Genomic DNA, 21,814 nt, shown 5'->3' with positions numbered 1-21,814 from the left:
GCCGCCATATTAACAGGCCCGCCCCTCGCGAAGGGTGAACTATCTTGCGTCCGCTCCGACGGGAATCCTCGCGATTCCCAGGTCGTGGCCAGAGAGTCGGACGCCTGGAGAACCCACGACTCAGGGCTGCCGGGTATCGGGAGCTGGAAGTCGCTCAAGGGCCATGCGTCGCTCCGGCGCCTGCGCGGAACGCCAGGCACGGAAGGCGTCCAGCTCATCACTCCAGGTCTTCAGTACCCAGGCGAGCACCGCCAGGTCGTCGACGAAGCCCAAGCCCAGCAGCCAGTCCGGCAAGGCGTCGAGGGGGGTGACGAAGTAGATGAGCGCACCGACCACTGCAAGGAAGGCCTTGGGGTTGATCCGGCGATACTCGCCCCGCAACCAGGCGTTGGCCAGCGTCAGCAGCATCCCCAGGTCATCCTTCACGGCCCCCAGCCGGCCTCCCTGGCTTGCACGCTTGCGAGAAACGGCCAGCAACAGCGCGGGCAGCCGCCCGCCGGCGAGGAAACGCTGTGCCAGGGTCAGGTAACGCTGGAAATTCCAGGGTGCTTTCATGGGGTCTCCTCGGCGAAAGCCTGGCCTAGAGGGCTCGGCGTGGTTATCCACGGAATCTGTGGATAACCTTGTGAACATTCTCCCACGGACTCGGGAAAACGCCCACCTCACGCGGGCTGGCGTCAGATCGGGCAAATTTTACCCAGTGCCAAAAGGCCAGCAAAATCAAGCATTTGACCGGGCGGTCCGCAATGCGACTGCAGGTCGCATCAGGTTCATCCGTGGTTACCAGGTCATGTGCATAACCGTAACACTTCGGCCGCCGACCACCTCCGTTGTGACCAGAAGGCCGGTTCGCGGTTCAAGCCAGACCGACGCCCCAAACAAGAACGCCCCGTTGAAACGGGGCGCTTGTCGCAAGAGAGATGCCGCTTACTGCTGTTCGGCAGCCTGCTGATCCTCGGCGGACGGGTTCTTGATACCCAGCAGCTCCAGATCGAACACCAGTACCGAGTTGGCCGGAATGGCCGGGCTCGGGCTCTGCTCACCGTAAGCCAGCTCAGCGGGGATGAAGAGCTTGACCTTCTCGCCGACATGCATCAGTTGCAGACCTTCCACCCAACCCGGGATAACGCCGTTCACCGGCAGGTCGATGGGGCTGCCACGCTGGATGGAACTGTCGAACACGGTGCCATCGGTCAACTTGCCCTCGTAGTGCACGGTCACCACGTCGGTGGCCTTGGGCTGGGCGCCCTCGGCCTTCTTGACGATCTCGTACTGCAGGCCGGAGGCGGTGGTCACGACGCCTTCACGCTTGCCGTTATCTTCCAGGAACTTCTTCCCGGCCTTGGCGTTCTCGGCGTTCAGGGCGGTCATGCGCTCCTCGGCACGCTTCTGCAGGAAAGCGAAGGCTTCCACCAGCTCCTCATCCTTCAGGCGCTGCTCCTTCTTCCCGATGGCGTCTTCGATGCCCTGGGCAACAGCCTTGGGATCGAGGTCATCCATGCCTTCCTGGGCAAGGCTCTTGCCCATGTTCAGACCGATGCCGTAGGAGGCCTTCTGTGCCGGAGTCTTGAGCTCAACGCTGGTCTGCGAATCGCAGCCCGCGAGAACCAGGCCCACCAGGGCCACAGCGGCCGCCAACCGATGTTGTTTCATGCTGAATCCTTGTCTGTCGCCATGCTGGCAATACGATTGAGCGGCGAGCTTAGCAGGCCGCCGCGAGAAGTGGCTATGGGCAATAGGAACGGTGACTTGGCATTTAGTTCAGCGCTCCGGGGAAGATTGCCGCCGGCATTTCCCAGGAACTGCCGCCTTTTCTCGACCCATAGAAAAAGCCCCCAGGCATTGCTGCCTGAGGGCTTTTGGATGGCGCAGCGGACGGGACTCGAACCCGCGACCCCCGGCGTGACAGGCCGGTATTCTAACCGACTGAACTACCGCTGCGCGAAACCATGAAATGGTGGGTGGTGACGGGATCGAACCGCCGACCCTCTGCTTGTAAGGCAGATGCTCTCCCGGCTGAGCTAACCACCCAGACGCAAACCACAAGGGACTGCATCGAAGTAAAAACCCTCAGGCATTTCTACCTGAGGGTTTGAATATGGCGCAGCGGACGGGACTCGAACCCGCGACCCCCGGCGTGACAGGCCGGTATTCTAACCGACTGAACTACCGCTGCGCGTTACTGCAAGATTGGTGGGTGATGACGGGATCGAACCGCCGACCCTCTGCTTGTAAGGCAGATGCTCTCCCGGCTGAGCTAATCACCCTTCACTCTCGAAGTGGGGCGCATTCTAGAGAGGTATCCGTACCCTGACAAGCCCCTTTCGCAAAAAAAATTTCAGGCCTTCCAAAGGCTTAGCTCAGGGTTGAGCCAGGGCGCCGAGGGTGAGAATAATGCGCGCTTTGTGTCCGGAGATTTTCCCCCATGTGGTTTCGCAACCTGCTCGTCTACCGCCTCACCCAGGATCTGAACGTCGATGCCGAGGCGCTGGAAGCCGCGCTGGCCACCAAGCCGGCCCGTCCCTGCGCCAGCCAGGAGCTGACCACCTATGGTTTCGTCGCCCCCTTCGGCAAGGGCGCGGATGCACCGCTGGTGCATGTCAGTGAGGGCTTCTTCCTGGTGGCCGCACGCAAGGAAGAGCGCATCCTCCCTGGCAGCGTGGTGCGTGATGCGCTGAAGGAGAAGGTCGACGAGATCGAGCTGCAACAGATGCGCAAGGCCTACAAGAAGGAGCGCGACCAGCTGAAGGACGAGATCGTCCAGACCCTGCTGCCCCGCGCCTTCATCCGCAAGTCGGCCACCTTCGCCGCCATCGCCCCCGCCCAGGGCCTGATCCTGGTGGACGCCTCCAGCCCCAAGCGCGCCGAGGACCTGCTGTCCACCCTGCGCGAGGCCATCGGATCCCTGCCGGTGCGCCCGGCCTCGGTGAAGATCGCCCCCACCGCCACCCTCACCCAGTGGGTCAAGACCCAGGAAGCCGCCACCGACTTCTACGTACTGGACGAGTGCGAACTGCGGGATACCGACGAGGACGGCGGCGTGGTGCGCTGCAAGCGCCAGGACCTGACCAGCGACGAGATCCAGCTGCACCTGTCCTCCGGCAAGCTGGTCACCCAGCTGTCCCTGGCCTGGCAGGACAAGCTGTCCTTCATCCTCGACGACAAGCTGGTGATCAAGCGCCTGCGCTTCGAGGACCTGCTGCAGGAGAAGGCCGAGCAGGACGGCGGTGACGACGCCCTCAGCCAGCTGGACGCCAGCTTCACCCTGATGATGCTGACCCTGGTGGAGTTCATCCCGCAGCTGTTCGAAGCCCTGGGCGGCGAGGAAATCCCCCAAGGCGTCTGATGCCCACCGAGCGCCGGCCACGAGCCGGCGCTTTCACGATAACGACAAGGAACGATCATGCGCGCCCTCGCTGCCCTGAGCCGCTTCGTCGGCAACACCTTCGCCCTCTGGATCCTGCTGTTCGCGATCCTGGCCTTCTACCAGCCGGCCTGGTTCCTGCCCCTGACGAAATGGATAGTGCCGCTGCTGGGCCTGATCATGTTCGGCATGGGCCTGACCCTGAAGACCGAGGACTTCCGGGAGGTCGCGCGGCGCCCGCTGCGGGTGATGATCGGCGTGCTCGCCCAGTTCCTCATCATGCCGGGCCTCGCCTGGCTGCTTTGCCGTCTCCTGCAACTGCCGCCGGAAATCGCCGTGGGGGTCATCCTGGTGGGTTGCTGCCCGGGAGGGACCGCCTCCAACGTGATGACCTGGTTCTCCCGGGGCGACGTCGCCCTGTCGGTGGCCATCACCGCCGTGACCACCCTCCTCGCGCCCCTGGTCACACCCGCCCTGATCTGGCTGCTGGCCTCCGCCTGGCTGCCGGTGGAATTCGGCGCCCTGTTCAAGTCCATCCTCCAGGTGGTGCTCCTGCCCATCGCCCTCGGCCTGGTGGTCCAGCGACTGCTGGGCGATCGCGTGCGCCTGGCGGTGGATGTGCTGCCCCTGGTGTCGGTGGTGAGTATCGTCGCCATCGTCGCCGCCGTGGTCGCGGCGAGCCAGGCCAGGATCGCCGAATCCGGCCTGCTGATCATGGCCGTGGTGGTGCTGCACAACGGCCTGGGCCTCACCCTCGGCTACCTGGCCGGCCGCGCCTTCGGTCTGCCGCTGGCCCAGCGCAAGACGCTCTCCATCGAAGTGGGCATGCAGAATTCGGGACTCGGCGCGGCACTGGCCAGCGCCCATTTCTCGCCACTGGCCGCCGTGCCCAGCGCATTGTTCAGCGTCTGGCACAACCTGTCCGGCTCCCTGCTGGCTGCGGTCTACCGCCGCATGCATGACGACTCCGACAAGAGCTGACACCACTTTCCTACAATCGTCTGTCCGACCGGGCTTGTCCGGTCGGACAGGATGTGCAAAATACTGCGCACAGCAAGGACGACCTTGCCACTCGCCGCAGTGTTCGCCCGGGGACGGCCCCATCACTTGTTGCCACCCTGGAGACCGTCATGTCCTGGATCATCCTCTTCTTCGCCGGCCTGTTCGAAGTGGGCTGGGCCGTCGGCCTGAAATACACCGAAGGCTTCACCCGTCCCCTGCCCACCGCCCTGACCGTGCTCGCCATGGTCATCAGCCTCGGCCTCCTCGGCCTGGCGATGAAGGAACTGCCCCTGGGCACGGCCTATGCCATCTGGACCGGCGTCGGAGCCGTAGGCACCGTGATCGCCGGCGTCATCCTCTTCGGCGAGTCCATGGCACTGGTGCGCCTGCTCAGCGTCGCCCTGATCATCGGCGGCCTGATCGGCCTCAAGCTGAGCCACTGAGCCCAACATGAAGAAGCCCCGCCAATCGGCGGGGCTTCTTCATTTCGGCTGTCAGCGAGCGTCGCCCCTGAGGGCTGCGACCTGCATCTGCAGCGTCTTCCGGTCGGCCCGCTCGGGGGCGAGCGGCGCACCCGCCACCAACCGGATGCGCGACCAGAAGCGGCGGAACAAGCCCCTGGCCGGATCGCGGCTGAAGAAACTGCCCCAGAGTCCCTGCAGCGCCATGGGGATCACCGGCACCGGATTCTCCTCGAGGATGCGTTCAATGCCCGCCTTGAACTCGTTCAGCTCCCCGTCGCCGGTCAGCTTGCCTTCGGGGAAGATGCACACCACTTCGCCCGCCCGCAGGTACTCGGCGATGCGCTTGAAGGCCCGGTCATAGACCAGCAGGTCTTCCTGGCGCCCGGCGATGGGCACGGTGCCAGCGGTACGGAAGATGAAATTCAGCACCGGCAGGTCGTAGATCTTGTAGTACATGACGAAGCGCACCGGCCGGCGCACCGCACCGCCGATCAGCAGCGCGTCGACGAATGACACGTGGTTGCACACCAGCACCGCCGGCCCTTCCTCGGGAATCGCCTCCAGCCCCTTGTGCTCCACCCGGTACATGGAATGACCCAGGAGCCAGACCAGGAAGCGCATGGTGAACTCGGGGACGATCTTGAAGATGTAGCTGTTCACCGCGACGTTCATCAGCGACACCACCAGGAACAACTCGGGTATCGACAGGCCGGCCACGGAGAGGAGAAGGATCGACACCACCGCCGAGACCACCATGAACGCCGCGTTGAGGATGTTGTTGGCGGCGATCACCCGGGCGCGTTCGCTCTCCACCGTGCGTGCCTGGATCAGCGCATACAACGGCACGATATAGAAGCCGCCGAACAGGCCGATGCCGAGGATATCCGCAAGGATCAGCCAGGCCTGGCCATGGCCCAGCACGGCCAGCCAGTCATGGGGCTGCGCCGCCTGCGGGAAGCCGCCGGAATGCCACCAGAGCAGCAGGCCGAACAGGGTCAGGCCGATGGAGCCGAAGGGCACCAGGCCGATCTCCACCTTGCCGCCGGACAGGCGTTCGCAGAGCATCGAGCCCAGCGCGATGCCCACCGAGAACACCGTGAGGATCAACGTCACCACGCTCTCGTCGCCGTGGAGGAACTCCTTGGAATAGGCCGGAATCTGGGTCAGGTAGACCGCGCCCAGGAACCAGAACCAGGAGTTGCCCACCAGGGAGCGGGACACCGCAGGACGCTGGCCGAGCCCGAGGCGGAGGATCCGCCAGGACTGGCGGAAGATGTTCCAGTCCAGCGCCAGCGACGGCAGCGCCGCGGCGGCGCGGGGAATGCCGCGACTGGCCAGGTAGCCCAGGCAGGCGGTGAGGACGATGGCGCTCGCCACCACCGGCTCGTAGCCCTCCACCGACATCATGATGCCGGCGCTGATGGTGCCGGCGAGGATGGCCAGGAAGGTGCCCATCTCCACCAGGGCGTTGCCCCCCACCAGCTCGTCCTCCCGCAGCACCTGCGGCAGGATCGAGTACTTCACCGGGCCGAACAGCGCCGAGTGCGTGCCCATGGCGAACAACGCGGCGAACAGCAGTGGCAGGCTGTCCAGGTAGAAGCCCAGCGCCCCTACCGCCATGATCACCACCTCCGCCAGCTTGATCGCCCGGATCAGCGCGTCCTTGGCGAACTTCTCGCCGAACTGCCCGCCCAGGGCGGAGAAGAGGAAGAACGGCAGGATGAACAGCAATGCGCAGAGGTTGGTGAAGACGCTCTTGTCGCCGGCGATGGCGAGCTTGTAGAGGATTGCGAGGATCAGCGACTGCTTGAAGATGTTGTCGTTGAAAGCACCCAGCAACTGGGTCACGAAGAACGGCAGGAACCGCCGCGTGCCCAGCAGGGCGAATTGAGAGTGTTGGCTCATCTTCCATGGTACCTGGTGGTTGGTCTGGAACCGCACGTCGCAGATTGGACAGCACGACGGCACCAGAAAGCCACATTCGCCAGGAAGATCGCCCGAGTTAGATCGGCAACTGCCCCAGGGCCCAGCGCAACAGGAAGAACAGCGCCAGTCCTCCAAGGATGGTCGCCAGCAGATGGCGCGTCAGCGCGGCGATCAGAAGGGTCCCCAGCCCCGCCAGCAGGTAGGCGTTGTCCAACGCCAGGTCGAGGTGCTGGCCGTCGGGCATCAGCATCCCGGGCACCACGATGGCGGTGAGCACCGCCGTCGGCACGTAATGCAGACCCTGGCGCACCAGCGGCGGGAAGCTCAGGCTTGGCCAGGCGAACAGGCTGTAGCGGATGGCGAAGGTAATGGCCGCCATGCCGAGGATCAGGCTCCAGGTTTGCACGAGATGTCCTCCCGGATCAGGTCGAGTCGATAACGTCGCTCCAGCACAACCCCCACCAGGATGCCGCACAGCGCGGCCACCATCAGGCCGAGCTTGTAGGGCAGGCCGTGACAGGCCAGGGCGACGGCGCCGGCCACCAGGGCGGCGGCCACCTGGGGCTTGTTGCGCAGCATGGGCACGACGATGCCGATGAAGGTGGCGAGCATGGCGAAATCCAGGCCCCAGGCGGCGAGGTTGGGGACCGCCTGGCCGAAGATCACCCCCACCAGGGTGCAGAGCTGCCAGTTCAGGTACATCGCCAGCGCCCCGCCGAGGAAGTACCAGTGCTTGTGGGGCGAATCGTCCGGCTCCGCATAGCGGTGCTGGACCACGGCGAACGCCTCGTCGGTGAGCCAGAAGGCCAGCGGCATCCGCCAGCGGCTCGGCAAGTGACGGACGAAAGGTTGCAGGGTGGCGCTGTAGAGCGCATGGCGCAGGTTGACCACCAGGGTCGTCAGCAGCACCACCGCCGCGCCAGCGCCGCCGCCCAGCAGGGTGATGGCGATGAACTGGGCGGAGCCGGCGAACACCAGCATCGACATGCCCAGGGTCTGCCAGGCGGACAGCCCGGCGCCGGACGCCAGGGTGCCGAAGATGATGCCGAAGGGAATGGCGCCGACGATCATCGGAACGATGTCTCGGGCGCCGCGCGTGAACTCGGTGATGCGGGACATGGGGCCTCCTTGTCCCGGGAGCCTAACGCGCCCTCGTCAGTGGGTCTTGAACGATCTTGCGCAGGCGTTGCGGTATTCGCCCGGCCCGACGCCATAGGCCTGCTTGAACTGGCGGGTCAGGTGGCTCTGGTCTGCGAAACCCAACTGCGCCGCCACGTTCACCGGCGCGCACCCGGCCTTGAGCAGGGCCCGGGCCTGGTCCAGGCGCTGCTGCTTGAGCCAGGCATGGGGTGGCAGGCCCGTGGCACGGCGGAAGGTACGGGCGAAATGAAACGGCGACAGGTTCACCTCGGCCGCCAGCGCCTCCAGGGAAGGCGGCTCCGCCAGGCGCTCCCGCAACAGATCCTTGGCCCGCAGCACGGCCAGGGGCTCCCGTCCGGGCATGGCCGGATCAGGCAGCCGGGCGTGACGGCGGAACAGCGCCAGCAAGGCATCGCGCCAGGCGGTCTGCTGCTCCAGCGCGCTGGACGGGGATTCCAGCAGGCGATGCAGGCACAGGAAACCGTCCACCAGGTCGGCGTCGCGGTGCACGCTGCCCCGCAGCGCCGGCAGACCGGCAATCGGCAGCTCCAGCTCGTCGAGCACGGCACGGACCTGCTCCGCTTCGGGATAGAACACCCGGTAGCGCCAGCCGTCGTCATCACCCTTGGAGCCGGTATGCACCTCATCCGGGTTGATCAGCGCCAGGCTGCCGGCGGGCGCCAGGTGCTCGACACCCCGGTAGCGATAGCGCTCCGCCCCACTCTCGATCACAGCGATCGCGTAGCCATCGTGAGCGTGGGGCGCGAAGCGGTGATCGATGTAGCGCGCGGACAGCAGTTCCAGCCCACCCAGATGGCCGGCCTGCCAGAAATGCACGTTCTCCCGCGGCTCGCCCATCGTCATCAGGCGCTGAACAGCGCCTCCAGGCGTTGCTTCACCTCCGGCCAGTCCTTGTCGGTGATGCTGTACAACACGCTGTCATCCAGGCGGCCGTCGGCCAGCCGTCGATGGTTGCGCAACACGCCTTCGCGCAGGGCACCGAGTTTCTCGATGGCGCGCTGGGCACGCAGGTTGCTGGCGGCCGTCTTCAGTTGCACCCGCACCAGCTGCCAGTCCTCGAAGGCATGGCGCAACATCAGGTACTTGATCGAGGCGTTGAGGCCACTGCCGTGTTCGCTGCCGGCCAGCCAGGTCCAGCCGATCTCGGCGGCCGGCAGGCTGGGCATGAAGTCGGCGAAGCGCGTGGTGCCCACCAGGTTGTCGCCCAGGCGAATGGCGAAGACCAGGGCGTCGCCCTCCCGCTGGGCGGCCAGGCCCTGGCGATACCAGTCGGGACGCAAGGGGCCGCTCATGTAGACCAGGGCCTCGCGGTTGGCTTCGGCCAGGGTCACCAGGGCCGGGATGTCGGCCTCTGCCAGCGGGTCCAGGCGCAAGGCGCCTCGCTGCAGTGCGACCGGTTGTGGATTGAACATCTGCGCCCTCCTCAGGCGAAAGAACCCGCCCGGGCCGGACATCCCGGGGATGCCGCGACAGTGGGCGGACGCCCGCGCGGGACAAACGAAAGGGCGCGGGCGATGGAGCACGCTAGCAGCCCCGCTGCGGGGGCTCAAGAGCGCCTGCGACCTTGGTCGCAGCCGCCTGACGAAGTGCCGACTTTGGTGCGAAACTGCCGGAAGTCGAATCTCGGCGGGCCCCGCTCGCCCTCGCAGCATCCGGAGTCGCAATGTCGCTGTCCAGCGGGCTGATCGCCACGGTCGCCTTCCTCTACATGGCCATCCTCTTCGCCATCGCCTTCTACGGCGACCGGCGCAGCACCCCGCTGTCGCCCCGCCTGCGGGCCTGGGTATACAGCCTGTCGCTGGCGGTGTACTGCACCAGCTGGACCTTCTTCGGTGCCGTGGGCCAGGCCGCGGGCCAGGTCTGGAACTTTCTCCCCATCTACCTGGGTCCCATCCTGCTGTTGCTGGTGGCACCCTGGGTGGTGCAGAAGATGGTGCTGATCAGCAAGCAGGAGAACATCACCTCCATCGCCGACTTCATCGCCGCCCGCTACGGCAAGTCCCAGTCCCTGGCCGTGGTGGTGGCGCTGATCTGCCTGGTCAGCGTCCTGCCCTACATCGCCCTGCAGCTAAAGGGCATCGTGCTCGGGGTGAACCTGCTGGTCGGCTCCGGGGCCGAATCCACCGGGACCCGCGCCCAGGACACCGCCCTCATCGTCTCCCTGGTCCTGGCCCTGTTCACCATCCTCTTCGGCACCCGCAACCTGGATGCCACCGAGCACCACAGGGGCATGGTGCTGGCCATCGCCTTCGAATCCCTGGTCAAGCTGCTGGCCTTCCTGGCGGTGGGCGCCTACGTCACCTTCGGCCTGTTCGACGGCTTCGACGACCTCTTCGCCCGAGCCCTGGAAGCCCCCCAGCTGGAGCACTACTGGAAACAGTCCACGGACTGGTCGGCGCTGCTGGTGCAGACCGGCGTGGCCGTGCTCGCCATCATCTGCCTGCCCCGGCAGTTCCACGTCACCGTGGTGGAGAACATCGAGCCGAAAGACCTGCGCCAGGCCCGCTGGGTGTTCCCGATCTACCTTGCCCTCGCCGCCCTGTTCGTCGTCCCCATCGCCCTGGCCGGCCAGATGCTGCTGCCCGCCGGCGTGATGCCGGATTCCTTCGTCATCAGCCTGCCGCTGGCCGAAGCCCACCCGGCGCTGGCCCTGCTGGCGTTCATCGGCGGCGCCTCGGCCGCCACCGGCATGGTGATCGTCGAGGCCGTCGCCCTCTCCACCATGGTCTCCAACGACATGCTGCTGCCCTGGCTGCTGCGCAGGCAGAACGCCGAGCGGCCCTTCGAGGTGTTCCGCCACTGGATGCTCTCGGTCCGCCGCATCAGCATCGTAGTGATCATCCTGCTCGGCTACGTCAGCTACCGGCTGCTGGGTTCCACCGCGAGCCTGGCCACCATTGGCCAGATCGCCTTCGCCGCCATCTCGCAGCTGGGCCCGGCGATGCTCGGCGCGCTGTTCTGGAAACAGGCCAACCGCCGGGGCGTGTTCGCCGGTCTCGCCGCCGGCGCCGCGCTCTGGGCCTACACCCTGGTGCTGCCCGTCATGGCCCGGGGCCTGGGTTGGCCGCTGGAGGCCTTCCCCGGCCTCGTCTGGCTGATGAGCAACCCGCTGAACCTGCCCATCGAGCCCCAGACCCAGGGCGTGGTGCTGTCGCTCGCCGGCAACTGGATCCTCTTCGCCTGGGTCTCGCTGTTCTCCCGCACCCGCGTGTCCGAGCACTGGCAGGCCAGCCGCTTCATCGGCCAGCAGCTGCCGGCCCGCGCCAGCTCGCGCTCGCTGCTGGCGGTCCAGGTGGACGACCTGCTGATGCTGGCCTCGCGCTTCGTCGGCGAGGAGCGTGCGCGGCAGAGCTTCATCCGCTTCGCCTACCGCTCCGGCATCAGCTTCAACCCGGCGCAGAACGCCAACCAGGACTGGATCACCCACACCGAGCGCCTGCTCGCCGGCGTGCTCGGCGCGTCGTCCGCCCGGGCCGTGGTGAAGGCCGCCATCGAAGGCCGCGAGATGCAGGTGGAGGACGTGGTACGCATCGCCGACGAAGCCTCCGAGGTGCTGCAGTTCAACCGCGCCTTGCTGCAGGGCGCCATCGAGAACATCAACCAGGGCATCAGCGTGGTGGACCAGTCCCTGCGCCTGGTGGCCTGGAATCGCCGCTACCTGGAGCTGTTCGAGTACCCGGACGGCCTCATCAGCGTCGGCCGGCCCATCGCCGAGATCATCCGCTACAACGCCGAGCGCGGCCTCTGCGGCCCCGGCGAGGTGGAATCCCATGTGGCCCGTCGCCTGTTCTGGATGCGCCAGGGGACGCCCCACACCTCCGAACGGCTGTTCCCCAACGGCCGGGTCATCGAACTGATCGGCAACCCCATGCCCGGCGGCGGCTTCGTCATGAGCTTCACCGACATCACGGCCTACCGCCAGGCCGAACAGGCGCTCAAGGACGCCAACGAGGGGCTGGAGCAGCGGGTCACCGAACGCACCCTGGAACTCTCGCAACTGAACCAGGCGCTGATCGAAGCCAAGGGCACGGCGGAATCCGCCAACCAGTCCAAGACCCGCTTCCTCGCTGCGGTCAGCCACGACCTGATGCAGCCCCTGAACGCCGCGCGGCTGTTCTCCGCCGCCCTCGCCCACCAGCAGGAGGCCCTGCCACGGGAAGCCCGTGAGCTGGTCGGCCACCTGGACAGCTCCCTGCGCTCGGCGGAGGACCTGATCACCGACCTGCTGGATATCTCGCGCCTGGAGAGCGGCCGCATCACCCCGGACCGCACCGCCTTCCCCCTGGCCGCCCTGTTCGACACCCTGGGCGCCGAGTTCAAGGCACTGGCCCAGGAGCAGGACATGGACTTCCGCCTGCGCGGCAGCACGCTGCGGGTGGAGAGCGACATGAAGCTCCTGCGCCGGGTGCTGCAGAACTTCCTCACCAACGCCTTCCGCTATGCCCAGGGCCGCGTGTTGCTGGGCGCGCGCCGCGACGGCGCCAACCTGCGGCTGGAAGTCTGGGACCGTGGGCCGGGCATTCCCGAGGACAAGCGCAAGGTCATCTTCGAGGAGTTCAAGCGCCTGGACAGCCACCAGACCCGCGCGGAGAAAGGCCTGGGCCTGGGCCTGGCCATCGCCGACGGGCTCTGTCGCGTGCTCGGCCACAAGCTGGAAGTACGTTCCTGGCCGGGCAAGGGCAGCGTGTTCAGCGTCACCGTGCCCCTGGCCCGTCCCCAGCAGCCGTCGCCCGCCCTGAAGAAACAGGCCGAGGTGAATGGCCAGGCCCTCTCCGGCACCCAGGTGCTGTGCATCGACAACGAAGACAGCATCCTCACCGGCATGCACAGCCTGCTGTCACGCTGGGGCTGCCAGGTCTGGACCGCCCGCAACCGGCTGGAGTGCGAACACCTGCTGGCGGAGGACGTTCGCCCGCAACTGGCCCTGGTGGACTATCACCTGGATGAGGGGGAAACCGGGACCGAACTCATGGCCTGGCTGCGTACCCGCCTGGGCGTGCCGCTGCCGGGGGTGGTGATCAGCGCCGACGGCCGCGCCGAACTGGTGGCGGAAGTCCACGCCGCCGGCCTGGACTACCTGGCCAAGCCGGTGAAACCCGCCGCCCTGCGCGCGTTGATCAGCCGGCATGTGAACCTGCGCTGACGCCCGCAAGGCACCGTAGCCGTAGGATGCGGTAGAGCGAAGCGAAACCCATCAGCCCCGCCCCACTCCGGGAAGCCCCCACCGCCGTTCCCGGATTCCATCCGGGCTACCGACTGCACCGGCACCCGCAGGCGCCGTAGGATGGGTAGAGCGAAGCGAAACCCATCAGCCCCGCTCCGCTCCGGGACGCCCCCACCGCCGTTCCCGGATTCCATCCGGGCTACCGACCGCACCGGCACCCGCAGGCGCCGTAGGATGCGGTAGAGCGGAGCGAAACCCATCAGCCCCGCTCCGCTCCGGGACGCCCCCACCGCCGTTCCCGGATTCCATCCGGGCTACCGACCGCACCGGCACCCGCAGGCGCCGTAATTGGATGGGTTGAGCGAAGCGAAACCCATCAGCCCCGCCCCACTCCGGGAAGCCCCCACTGCCGCTCCCGGATTCCATCCGGGCTACCGACTGCACCCGCACCCGCAGGCGCCGTAGGATGGGTAGAGCGAAGCGAAACCCATCAGCCCCGCCCCACTCCGGGACGCCCCCACTGCCGCTCCCGGATTCCATCCGGGCTACCGACTGCACCGGCACCCGCAGGCGCCGTAGGATGGGTAGAGCGAAGCGAAACCCATCAGCCCCCACTCCGGGAAGCCCCCACCGCCTGCGCTGACGCTCGCAAGGCGCCCTGCAAAGGCAGGCCGAGACAGCTGGAACGGCCTGCCCGATCAACGACTCAGGTCGGCAGCACCTCGCGCTGGCGCGCAAGGGTCAGGGCGAGGTCTTCGATCATGTCCTCCTGCCCGCCCACGGTGCCGCGACGGCCCAGTTCCACCAGCAGCTCGCGGGCCTGGATGCCGTACTTCCGCTCGGCGCGCTTGGCGAACAGCAGGAAGGAGCTGTAGACGCCGGCGTAGCCCAGAGTCAGGGCATCGCGGTCGACGCGGATCGGCTGGTCCATCATCGGCACCACCAGGTCCTCGGCCACATCCATGATCCTGTACAGGTCGATGCCGGTGTCCACGCCCATGCGCGCCAGCACGGCGACGAAGACCTCCAGCGGCGTGTTGCCGGCACCCGCGCCCAGGCCGGCGACCGAGCCGTCGATGCGTGCGGCACCGGCCTCGATGGCGGCCAGGGAGTTGGCGATGGCCATGCCCATGTTGTGGTGGCCGTGGAAACCGACCTCGGTGCCGGCGCTCAACCCGGCACGGAGCACGCCGATCTTCTCGGTCACTTCGTCCGGCAGCATGTAGCCCGCCGAGTCGGTGCAGTAAATGCAGTTGGCGCCGTAGCTTTCCATCAGCCGCGCCTGCTCCAGCAATTTCTCGGCGCTGATCATGTGCGCCATCATCAGGAAGCCGACGGTGTCCAGGCCCATCTTCGCCGCCATGCCGATGTGCTGGCCGGAGACATCGGCCTCGGTGCAATGGGTGGCGACGCGGAGGGTGGATACGCCGCAGTCGTGGGCCATCTTCAGGTGATCGACGGTGCCGATGCCCGGCAGCAGCAGGGCGGACACCTTCGCCTGCTTCAGCCTGGGAATCACCGCGTCGAAATATTCCTCGTCGGAATGGGCCGGGAAGCCGTAGTTCAGCGAACTGCCCCCCAGGCCATCGCCGTGGGTGATCTCGATCAGCGGCACGCCGGCGGCGTCGAGGCCGGTGGCCACGGCGACCATCTCGTCCAGGCTGATCTGGTGGCGCTTGGCGTGCATGCCGTCGCGCAGGCTCATGTCGTGCAGGCGCACAGTCTTGCCTTGAAGGTTCATGGGGTATCTCCAATCAACGGACGGGGAGCACGAGGCTGCCCTTGTGGGCCTCTTCGGCGAACATCTCGGCGGTGCGCAGGCCGGCGGCGGTCATGATGTCGAGGTTGCCGGCGGACTTGGGCAGGAAGTCCCCCAGCCCCTCCACCTCGATGAAGATCGACACCTTGCGGCCGTCGAATACCGGCCCGTTGATCAGCTTGTAGCCGGGCACGTAGCGCTGCACCTCCTTGACCATGTGCAGCACCGAGGCGCGGATTTCCGCCTGGTCCGGCTCGCCTTCGGTGAGGCAATGGATGGTGTCGCGCATCATCAGCGGCGGCTCGGCCGGGTTGATCACGATGATCGCCTTGCCGCGCTTCGCCCCGCCGATCTTCTCCACCGCGCCGGCGGTGGTGCGGGTGAACTCGTCGATGTTCTGCCGGGTGCCCGGCCCCACCGAGCGGGAGGACACCGTGGCGACTATCTCGCCGTACTCCACCGGCTGCACGCGGGACACCGCCGCCACCATGGGAATGGTGGCCTGGCCGCCGCAGGTGACCATGTTGACGTTCAGCGCCAGGGACTCGGCGTGCGCCTTGAGGTTGACCGGCGGCACGCAATAAGGGCCGATGGCCGCCGGCGTGAGGTCGATCATGATCACCCCCAGCGCGTTGAGCTTGCGGCTGTTCTCGGCGTGTACATAGGCCGAGGTGGCATCGAAGGCGATGCGGATATCGTCGTCCAGCACATGGGGCAGCAGGCCGTCGACGCCTTCCGCGGTGGTCTTCAGGCCGAATTCGGCGGCGCGCTTGAGGCCCTCGGATTCCGGGTCCACGCCCACCATCCAGACCGGTTCGATCCAGTCCGACCGGCGCATCTTGATCAACAGATCGGTGCCGATATTGCCCGGCCCGATGATGGCCGCCTTGAGTTTCTTGCTCATGCTCGCTCCCCGGAGTCAGTCGCGGAAGGACACCCGGGCGCTGCCCAGGCCGTCGATGGTCAGTTCGAAATGGTCGCCGGCGCGGGCCGGCTCCAGCGGCACCAGGGAACCGGAGAGGATGATCTCGCCGGCCTTGAAGGGGATGCCGAAGGCCCCCAGGGTGTTGGCCAGCCAGGCCACCGCCGTGAGCGGGTTGCCCTGCACCGCCGAGCCCAGCCCCTGGCTGATCTGCGCACCGTTCTTGAACACCGTCATGCTCAGGTTGGGCAGGTCCAGCGTGCGCGGGTCCACCTGCTCGCGGCCGAGCACGAACACGCCGCAGGAGGCGTTGTCGGCCACGGTGTCCTGGATACGGATCTTCCAGTCGTGGATGCGCGAATCGACGATCTCGAAGCAGGGCATCACGCACTCGGTGGCCTCCAGCACGTCCCGCTCGGTCACGCCGGGCCCCTGCAGGTCGCGCTTCAGCTTGAAGGCGATCTCCCCCTCCGCGCGCGGCTGGATCAGGCGATTGGCGGACAGGGAAATCACCGCGCCATCGTCGAAGCCCATGTCGCGGGTGATGAAGCCGAAGTCCGGCTGGTGCACATCCAGCATCCGTTGCACCGCCTCGGAGGTGACGCCGATCTTCTTGCCGACGATGAGGTCGCCGGCCGCCACCCGGCGCTCGATGGCGTAGAGCGAGATGCGGTAGGCATCCTCGATGGTGATCCCGGGCCAGCGGCTGGTCAGGGGCTCCAGGGTGCGCCCGGCCAGCAGCGCCTGGTACAGCGCCTCGCCATGTTCGCGTTGCAGGGACTGGCTCATGCGCGGCCCTCCGCGAGGAAGTCCAGGCAGGTGCGGTTGAACAGCGCGCGGTGCTCCACCATCACCCAGTGCCCGCACTCGCTGAGCAGCACGAAGCGGATATCACGGCAGCGCTCCATCATGGTCTGCGCCCCGGAGGACGGGCAGAAACGGTCGTCCATGCCCCAGAAGCCGAGGATCGGGCAGCACAGCTCGCCCAGGCGCGACGCCAGGTTCGGCACCTGCATGGTGCCGAGCACGCAACGGGGTTGCTGCCGGACCACGGCCACCCGCTCCGCCACGGTCTCGTCGCTGATCAGCGATGCATCGAACAGCTGCAGGGCGAGCAGGCGGCGCATCCCTTCGGCGTCGTTCAGCTCGCCGCCGGCGAAGGCCGCGGCCATCTTCTGGATGCCCTCCATCTGCAGGTAGTACTGCTCCTTTTCCATCAGCCCGCCCGGCGCCATCAGCACCAGCCGGCTGACCCGCTGCGGCGCATCCAGCGCCAGCTTGAGGGCGATGGCACCACCCAGGGAGTTGCCCACCAGCACGCAGCGCCCGATGTCCAGGGCGTCCAGCAGGCCACGCAGGGCGTCGACGAAGAAGTCCAGGCTGTAGGTGGTTTCCGGCTTGTCGGATGCGCCATAGCCCGGCAGGTCCGGCACTATCGCCCGATAGCCCGCATCGGCGAACACCGGGTAGTTCTGCTTGAAGTTGCTCTGGCCGCTGGCGCCGGGGCCGCTGCCATGGATGAACACCACCGGCTCGCCCGCGCCGGTATCCAGGTAGTGCAGTCGCAGGCCATCCGGCAGCGTGACGAATCGCCCTTGCGGTAGCGCGCCCATGGGACTCTCCTCGGCTTGTGGTTGTGCCGGGATTATTCGGGCGCGCCCGCCGCGCAACATCGTCCGAGAGGACTAGCGATCGGTGACGGGAACAGGTCGTCGTCCCTAGTCCCCTCGGACGTAGGCGCCCTGCCCGGCCCGCCCTAGCCTCTGTCCATCGACATACGGCAGACGAGGCAGCCATGGGCGACCCGATGGATTTCAGCGACAAGGTGGTACTGGTGACCGGCGGCGGCAAGGGCGTGGGACGGGGCATCAGCCAGCGCTTCCTGGAGCGCGGCGCGCAGGTGGTGATATGCGGCCGCAACGCACCCGACAGCCCGCCGGCCCACCACGGCCGCGAAGCACTCTTCCTGCCCTGCGACGTGCGCGACCTGGAGCAGTTGCGCGCCCTGCTGGACGCCATCCGCGAACGCTTCGGCCGCCTCGACGTGCTGGTCAACAACGCCGGCGGGGCGCCCCATGCGGACGCGGCGACGGCCTCGCCGCGCTTCTCCGAGTCCATCATCCGACTCAACCTGCTGGCACCGCTGAACCTCTGCCAGTTGGCCAACCAGCTGATGCAGGCACAGCCGCAAGGCGGCGTCATCATCAATATCTGCAGCGTCAGCGCCATCCGCCCCTCCCCCGGCACCGCCGCCTACGGCGCGGCCAAGGCCGGCCTGCTCAACCTGACCCGTTCACTGGCCGTGGAATGGGCGCCCAGGGTCCGGGTGAACGCGGTGACGGCCGGGCTGATCCTCACCGAGCAGGCGGACCAGCACTATGGCGATGCCGAAGGCGTGGCGCGGGTGGCGGCGGGCATCCCCCTGCAACGCATGGCCACGCCGGAAGACATAGGCGATGCGTGCCTGTACCTCGCGTCACCGATGGCCAGCTATGTGAGCGGTGTGGACATCTGCGTGCATGGCGGCGGGGAGCGGCCGGCGTTCCTTGATGCCGCAGGAGTGAATCCGTAGGTTGGTGCTGAGCCTGCGAAGCCCAACATGGCCGGGTCGCGTCGGGCCTCGCTCCGCTCGGCACCAACCTAGGGTGCCGGGCTGCGTTCCACCATCGAATGCGCCCTGAACACCGTGGCGACGATCTTCCACTGCCCGTCGATGCACCGATAACGGTCCTGGTAGACCCCGCCCAACTGGCGCGTGGCGCCGGTCTCGGCGTCCAGGTTGAAGTAGTAGAGCGCCCAGCGCCCCACCGCCTCGTCCTCGCCCAGCAGCTCCAGCTCCGGATTGGCGCCGTGGTGCAGGTCGATCACCCGTTCGTTGCAGGCCAGGGACTGGTAAAGCGCGACGAAGCTGTCGCGGTCGCCGAAGAGGCCGACCGGGCCGTAGTCGATGGCGATCTCGCCCTCCGCGAAGCAGGCGCGGATCACCTCCACCTGTTTGAGATCGCAGGCGTTCAGGTAGCGATGCTTGAGTTCGCGGATGGCCTCCAGCGCCTCCAGGCGGGCGATGCGTTGCTCCAGGTTCATGGCTGTCCCCTCGCGACCATGTTGGCCTCGCCCCAATAGGCTTTCATGCTGCGGATGCGGCCATCGGCGTCGAACTCCATCACGTCGATCACCTCGATGGTACGGGCCTGCCCAGCCCAGTCGAGATCGACGCAGAAGGGCACGGCCCCGCAGCCCCGGGTGGCGCGAATAGCGCCATCGAGCCTGGCCGTGGCGTCGAGGCGCCCCAGGCCTTCCCGGTAGAAGCGCGAGATGGCCTCGATGCCGACGTGGGCGGGCTTGCCCACCGGGTCCTCGACCCTGGCGTCCTCGGCGTAGAGCGCAAGAATGCCGTCCATATCCCCGGCACCCACCAATTCCACGTAGCGGGCCAGGGTCGCCCGAACCTGTTCTTCACTGATCATTCAGGCCTCCTCAAGCCACTTCAAAGAGGGCGGCGGCCCCCATGCCGCCACCGATGCACATGCTCACCACCACGTAGCGCAGGCCCCGGCGCTTACCCTCGATCAGGGCATGGCCGACCATGCGCGCGCCGGACATGCCGAAGGGGTGGCCGATGGCGATGGCACCGCCGTTGACGTTCAGGCGCTCGTCGGGGATGCCCAGGGTGTCGCGGCAATGGATCACCTGGCAGGCGAAGGCCTCGTTCAGTTCCCAGAGGCCGATATGGTCCAGGGACAGGCCATGGCGCTTGAGCAGCTTGGGAATGGCGAACACCGGCCCGATGCCCATCTCGTCGGCGTCGCAACCGGCCACCGCCAGGCCCCGGTAGATGCCCAGGGGTTCCAGGCCTCGGCGCTCGGCCATCCGGGCGCTCATCAGCACCGAAGCCGAAGCGCCATCGGAGAGCTGGGAAGCGTTGCCGGCGGTGACGAAGCGCCCGGGCCCGGTCCACTGGCCGCCCTGCCACACCGGTTCCAGGGCCCGCAGGCTCTCGCGGGTGGTGTCGGCGCGGTTGCACTCGTCGCGGGTGAGCACCACCGACTCGTAGCGCCCCTCGCCGCTGGCCTTGTCCAGCACCCACTTGCGCGCCGTCAGCGGCGCCAGTTCGGCGTCGAACAGGCCGGCACTCTGGGCCACGGCGGTACGCATCTGGCTGTGATAGGCGTATTCATCCTGCAGCTCGCGGCTGATTCGGTAGCGTTCGGAGACGATCTCCGCCGTCTCGATCATCGGGATGTAGGCGCGGGGATCGCGCTGCAGCACCGCCTCGGACTGGTTGCGGTAGCTGTTCTTGTGCTTGTTCTGCACCAGGGAAATGGACTCCAGGCCGCCAGCGACCGCGATGTCGATCTCATCGCACATGATGCCCTTGGCGGCCAGGGCGATGCTCATCAGCCCCGAGGAGCACTGCCGCTCCACCGCCATGCCGGCCACGCTGGCCGGCAGCCCGGCGGCCATGGCGCACAGGCGTCCGAGGTTGTAGGACTGGGTCCCCTGCTGGGCGGCGGCGCCCATGATCACGTCGTCGACTTCACCGGGCTCGATACCCGCTCGACGCACGGCCTCGCGCACCACATGGCCGCCCATCAGCGGGGCCTCGGTGTCGTTCAACGCCCCCCGGAAGGCCTTGCCGATGGGGGTGCGGGCGGTGGAGACGATTACGGCTTCTTTCATCCTGGGTTCCTCGGAATAGATGCGGGGCAAGGGCTTCCCTCACCCCCGGCCCCTCTCCCGAAGGGAGAGGGGAGACAAAGGCGCTGCACGGACAGCCGCTCCCGCGCGGGAAGAGGGTCTAGGCCGGGTAATACCGACTGATGGTGTCCACCACGCAGCCCGGCCGCTGCTCGCCCTCGATGTCCACGCTGACGCGGATAGTGGCCTGGATGCCGCCCTTCACCTCCTCGGCGGCGATCAGCTGGGCGCTGCCGCGCACGCGGCTGCCGACACGCACCACATTGGGGAAACGCACCTTCTCGCAGCCGTAGTTCACCCCCATGGAAAGTCCGCGCACCTCGACGATCTGCGGCAGGAAGAGGTTGACCAGGGCCAGGGTCAGGTAGCCGTGGGCGATGCAGGCGCCGAAGGGACCGCTGGCGGCCCGGAGCGGATCGACGTGAATCCACTGGTGATCGCCCGTGGCCTCGGCGAACTGGTCGATGCGCGACTGCTCGATGGGAATCCAGTCGCTGTGGCCCAGGTGCTCGCCCAGGTGCTCCAGCAACTGCGCCGGGTGCTCGAAGACTCGGGTCATGCTCAGGCCCTCTGGCTGGAGACCGACAGCACTTCGCCGGTCATGTAGGAGCTGTAGTCGCTGGCCAGGAACATCATCACGTTGGCCACTTCCCAGACTTCCGCCGCGCGGCCGAAGGCTTCCCGGGACGCGAGCTGGTCCAGCAGCTCCCTGGGCGCCGACTTCTTCAGGAAATCGTGCAGCGCGATGCTCGGGCTCACGGCGTTGATGCGGATGCCATGCTCGGCCGCCTCCACCGCTGCGCAGCGGGTCAGCGCCATGACGCCGGCCTTGGCGGCGGCGTAGTGGCTCTGCTCCTTCTGCGCGCGCCAGCCGAGCACCGAGGCGTTGTTGACTATCACCCCCCGCGCCCGCTCGATCATCTTCGGCAGCATGGCGCGGGTCATGCGCATGGTGCCGGTGAGGGTCACGTCCAGCACCCGGTGCCATTCCTCGTCGCTCATCTCCACCAGGAGGCGCGAGCCGCCGAGGCCGGCGTTGTTGATCAGCACGTCGACGCCGCCCAGGTCACGCTCGGCGGCGGCCACCAGGGCCTGCACCTGGGCCTCGTCGGTGACGTTGCAGGGCTGGGAGTACACCGCCTGCAGGCCGCTGGCCTCGCGGATGCGCGCCGCCGCCTCGGCCAGCCGGCCCTCGTGGATATCGCTGATCATCAGCGCCCGGCAGCCTTCCTCGGCGGCGCGCAGGGCCGCGGAATAGCCGATGCCGGCTCCGGCGGCGGCGGTGATCAGCACCGACTTGCCGCGCAGCAGGCCGTGGCCGGGTACATAGTCTGGAGTGGTCATGAACAGTCCT

At 67.2% G+C, this 21,814-nt stretch carries 21 protein-coding genes and 4 tRNA genes; 5 read left to right on the top strand and 20 right to left on the bottom strand.

The features are described 5' to 3' along the window. Positions 1 to 120: 120 nt before the first annotated feature. The 6 genes from KF707C_RS06210 to KF707C_RS06185 all read right to left on the bottom strand — a co-directional run bounded on the left by KF707C_RS06210 (position 121) and on the right by KF707C_RS06185 (position 2,267). Positions 121 to 555, bottom strand: a complete 435-nt coding sequence (locus tag KF707C_RS06210; protein ID WP_003453607.1) for a YkvA family protein — start codon at positions 553 to 555, stop codon at positions 121 to 123. 372 nt (positions 556 to 927) lie between these two features. After that, complete coding sequence (locus tag KF707C_RS06205) at positions 928 to 1,653, bottom strand: FKBP-type peptidyl-prolyl cis-trans isomerase (protein WP_003453609.1); 726 nt, start codon at positions 1,651 to 1,653, stop codon at positions 928 to 930. A 211-nt stretch (positions 1,654 to 1,864) separates the two neighbouring features. After that, positions 1,865 to 1,941, bottom strand: a tRNA-Asp gene (locus tag KF707C_RS06200). 14 nt (positions 1,942 to 1,955) lie between these two features. Continuing rightward, positions 1,956 to 2,031, bottom strand: a tRNA-Val gene (locus tag KF707C_RS06195). Positions 2,032 to 2,099: 68 nt separating this feature from the next. After that, positions 2,100 to 2,176, bottom strand: a tRNA-Asp gene (locus KF707C_RS06190). 15 nt (positions 2,177 to 2,191) lie between these two features. Further along, positions 2,192 to 2,267: transfer RNA gene (locus tag KF707C_RS06185), tRNA-Val, on the bottom strand. A gap of 158 nt (positions 2,268 to 2,425) precedes the next feature. Here KF707C_RS06185 and rdgC point away from each other — a divergent pair. From rdgC to sugE, 3 genes are all read left to right on the top strand, one after another. After that, entirely contained in the window at positions 2,426 to 3,346 is a 921-nt protein-coding gene (rdgC, locus tag KF707C_RS06180) for a recombination-associated protein RdgC (RefSeq protein ID WP_003451710.1), read from the top strand. Positions 3,347 to 3,403: 57 nt separating this feature from the next. Beyond that, entirely contained in the window at positions 3,404 to 4,345 is a 942-nt protein-coding gene (locus tag KF707C_RS06175; protein WP_003451708.1) for a bile acid:sodium symporter family protein, read from the top strand. A 149-nt stretch (positions 4,346 to 4,494) separates the two neighbouring features. Beyond that, positions 4,495 to 4,809 carry a quaternary ammonium compound efflux SMR transporter SugE gene (gene sugE / locus KF707C_RS06170; RefSeq protein ID WP_003451706.1) on the top strand — a complete coding sequence of 105 codons (315 nt, stop codon included), beginning with the start codon at positions 4,495 to 4,497 and terminating at the stop codon, positions 4,807 to 4,809. 51 nt (positions 4,810 to 4,860) lie between these two features. Here sugE and KF707C_RS06165 read toward each other — a convergent pair whose 3' ends face one another. The 5 genes from KF707C_RS06165 to KF707C_RS06145 all read right to left on the bottom strand — a co-directional run bounded on the left by KF707C_RS06165 (position 4,861) and on the right by KF707C_RS06145 (position 9,329). Then, the gene (locus tag KF707C_RS06165) at positions 4,861 to 6,735 is read right to left on the bottom strand and encodes an MFS transporter (protein ID WP_003451704.1); all 1,875 of its coding nucleotides are present in this window, start codon (positions 6,733 to 6,735) and stop codon (positions 4,861 to 4,863) included. 97 nt (positions 6,736 to 6,832) lie between these two features. Further along, positions 6,833 to 7,162: an AzlD domain-containing protein gene (locus KF707C_RS06160; protein WP_003451701.1), complete on the bottom strand. Its 330-nt coding sequence runs from the start codon at positions 7,160 to 7,162 to the stop codon at positions 6,833 to 6,835. Continuing rightward, a complete protein-coding gene (locus KF707C_RS06155; protein ID WP_003451697.1) occupies positions 7,144 to 7,875 on the bottom strand; it encodes an AzlC family ABC transporter permease in 732 nt (243 codons plus the stop codon). The genes KF707C_RS06160 and KF707C_RS06155 overlap by 19 nt, the downstream gene beginning before the upstream one ends. A gap of 36 nt (positions 7,876 to 7,911) precedes the next feature. Beyond that, entirely contained in the window at positions 7,912 to 8,754 is an 843-nt protein-coding gene (locus tag KF707C_RS06150) for an AraC family transcriptional regulator (RefSeq protein WP_003451694.1), read from the bottom strand. A gap of 5 nt (positions 8,755 to 8,759) precedes the next feature. Further along, a complete protein-coding gene (locus KF707C_RS06145) occupies positions 8,760 to 9,329 on the bottom strand; it encodes a GNAT family N-acetyltransferase (RefSeq protein WP_003451691.1) in 570 nt (189 codons plus the stop codon). A gap of 251 nt (positions 9,330 to 9,580) precedes the next feature. On the opposite strand from KF707C_RS06145, the gene KF707C_RS06140 reads away from it, so the two are divergent. Then, positions 9,581 to 13,060: a hybrid sensor histidine kinase/response regulator gene (locus KF707C_RS06140; RefSeq protein ID WP_003451688.1), complete on the top strand. Its 3,480-nt coding sequence runs from the start codon at positions 9,581 to 9,583 to the stop codon at positions 13,058 to 13,060. Between the two features lie 727 nt (positions 13,061 to 13,787). Here KF707C_RS06140 and dmpG read toward each other — a convergent pair. Genes dmpG through KF707C_RS06120 form a run of 4 tightly spaced genes read right to left on the bottom strand, consistent with a single transcriptional unit; the run spans position 13,788 to position 17,375 of the window. Next, positions 13,788 to 14,822 (bottom strand): 4-hydroxy-2-oxovalerate aldolase, encoded by a 1,035-nt coding sequence (gene dmpG, locus KF707C_RS06135; RefSeq protein ID WP_003453752.1) that lies wholly within the window; start codon positions 14,820 to 14,822, stop codon positions 13,788 to 13,790. Positions 14,823 to 14,835: 13 nt separating this feature from the next. Next, on the bottom strand, positions 14,836 to 15,744 hold the full coding sequence (locus KF707C_RS06130) for an acetaldehyde dehydrogenase (acetylating) (RefSeq protein ID WP_003453750.1): 909 nt from the start codon (positions 15,742 to 15,744) through the stop codon (positions 14,836 to 14,838). A 15-nt stretch (positions 15,745 to 15,759) separates the two neighbouring features. Next, positions 15,760 to 16,551 carry a fumarylacetoacetate hydrolase family protein gene (locus tag KF707C_RS06125; RefSeq protein WP_003453747.1) on the bottom strand — a complete coding sequence of 264 codons (792 nt, stop codon included), beginning with the start codon at positions 16,549 to 16,551 and terminating at the stop codon, positions 15,760 to 15,762. Then, positions 16,548 to 17,375, bottom strand: coding sequence for an alpha/beta fold hydrolase (locus KF707C_RS06120; protein ID WP_003453744.1), 828 nt, complete (start codon positions 17,373 to 17,375; stop codon positions 16,548 to 16,550). The genes KF707C_RS06125 and KF707C_RS06120 overlap by 4 nt, the downstream gene beginning before the upstream one ends. Positions 17,376 to 17,557: 182 nt before the next feature. Between KF707C_RS06120 and KF707C_RS06115 the strand changes: the two genes are divergently transcribed. Next, entirely contained in the window at positions 17,558 to 18,334 is a 777-nt protein-coding gene (locus KF707C_RS06115; protein WP_003453741.1) for an SDR family oxidoreductase, read from the top strand. 68 nt (positions 18,335 to 18,402) lie between these two features. Here the strand turns inward: KF707C_RS06115 and KF707C_RS06110 are convergent, their stop codons facing one another. The 5 genes from KF707C_RS06110 to KF707C_RS06090 all read right to left on the bottom strand — a co-directional run bounded on the left by KF707C_RS06110 (position 18,403) and on the right by KF707C_RS06090 (position 21,804). Continuing rightward, positions 18,403 to 18,846, bottom strand: coding sequence for a nuclear transport factor 2 family protein (locus KF707C_RS06110; protein WP_003453739.1), 444 nt, complete (start codon positions 18,844 to 18,846; stop codon positions 18,403 to 18,405). Next, positions 18,843 to 19,229 carry a nuclear transport factor 2 family protein gene (locus KF707C_RS06105; RefSeq protein WP_003453737.1) on the bottom strand — a complete coding sequence of 129 codons (387 nt, stop codon included), beginning with the start codon at positions 19,227 to 19,229 and terminating at the stop codon, positions 18,843 to 18,845. Before KF707C_RS06105 ends, KF707C_RS06110 begins: the two co-directional genes overlap by 4 nt. Before the next feature lie 10 nt (positions 19,230 to 19,239). After that, the gene (locus KF707C_RS06100; protein ID WP_003453735.1) at positions 19,240 to 20,442 is read right to left on the bottom strand and encodes an acetyl-CoA C-acyltransferase; all 1,203 of its coding nucleotides are present in this window, start codon (positions 20,440 to 20,442) and stop codon (positions 19,240 to 19,242) included. A gap of 118 nt (positions 20,443 to 20,560) precedes the next feature. Further along, a complete protein-coding gene (locus KF707C_RS06095; RefSeq protein WP_003453734.1) occupies positions 20,561 to 21,019 on the bottom strand; it encodes a MaoC family dehydratase in 459 nt (152 codons plus the stop codon). 2 nt (positions 21,020 to 21,021) lie between these two features. Then, positions 21,022 to 21,804: an SDR family oxidoreductase gene (locus KF707C_RS06090; protein WP_003453732.1), complete on the bottom strand. Its 783-nt coding sequence runs from the start codon at positions 21,802 to 21,804 to the stop codon at positions 21,022 to 21,024. Between the last annotated feature and the right edge of the window lie 10 nt (positions 21,805 to 21,814).

Origin of the sequence: Pseudomonas furukawaii (assembly GCF_002355475.1) — a bacterium.
Classification (GTDB): Bacteria; Pseudomonadota; Gammaproteobacteria; order Pseudomonadales; family Pseudomonadaceae; genus Metapseudomonas; species Metapseudomonas furukawaii.
This window is presented reverse-complemented; position numbering and strand designations above follow the sequence as displayed.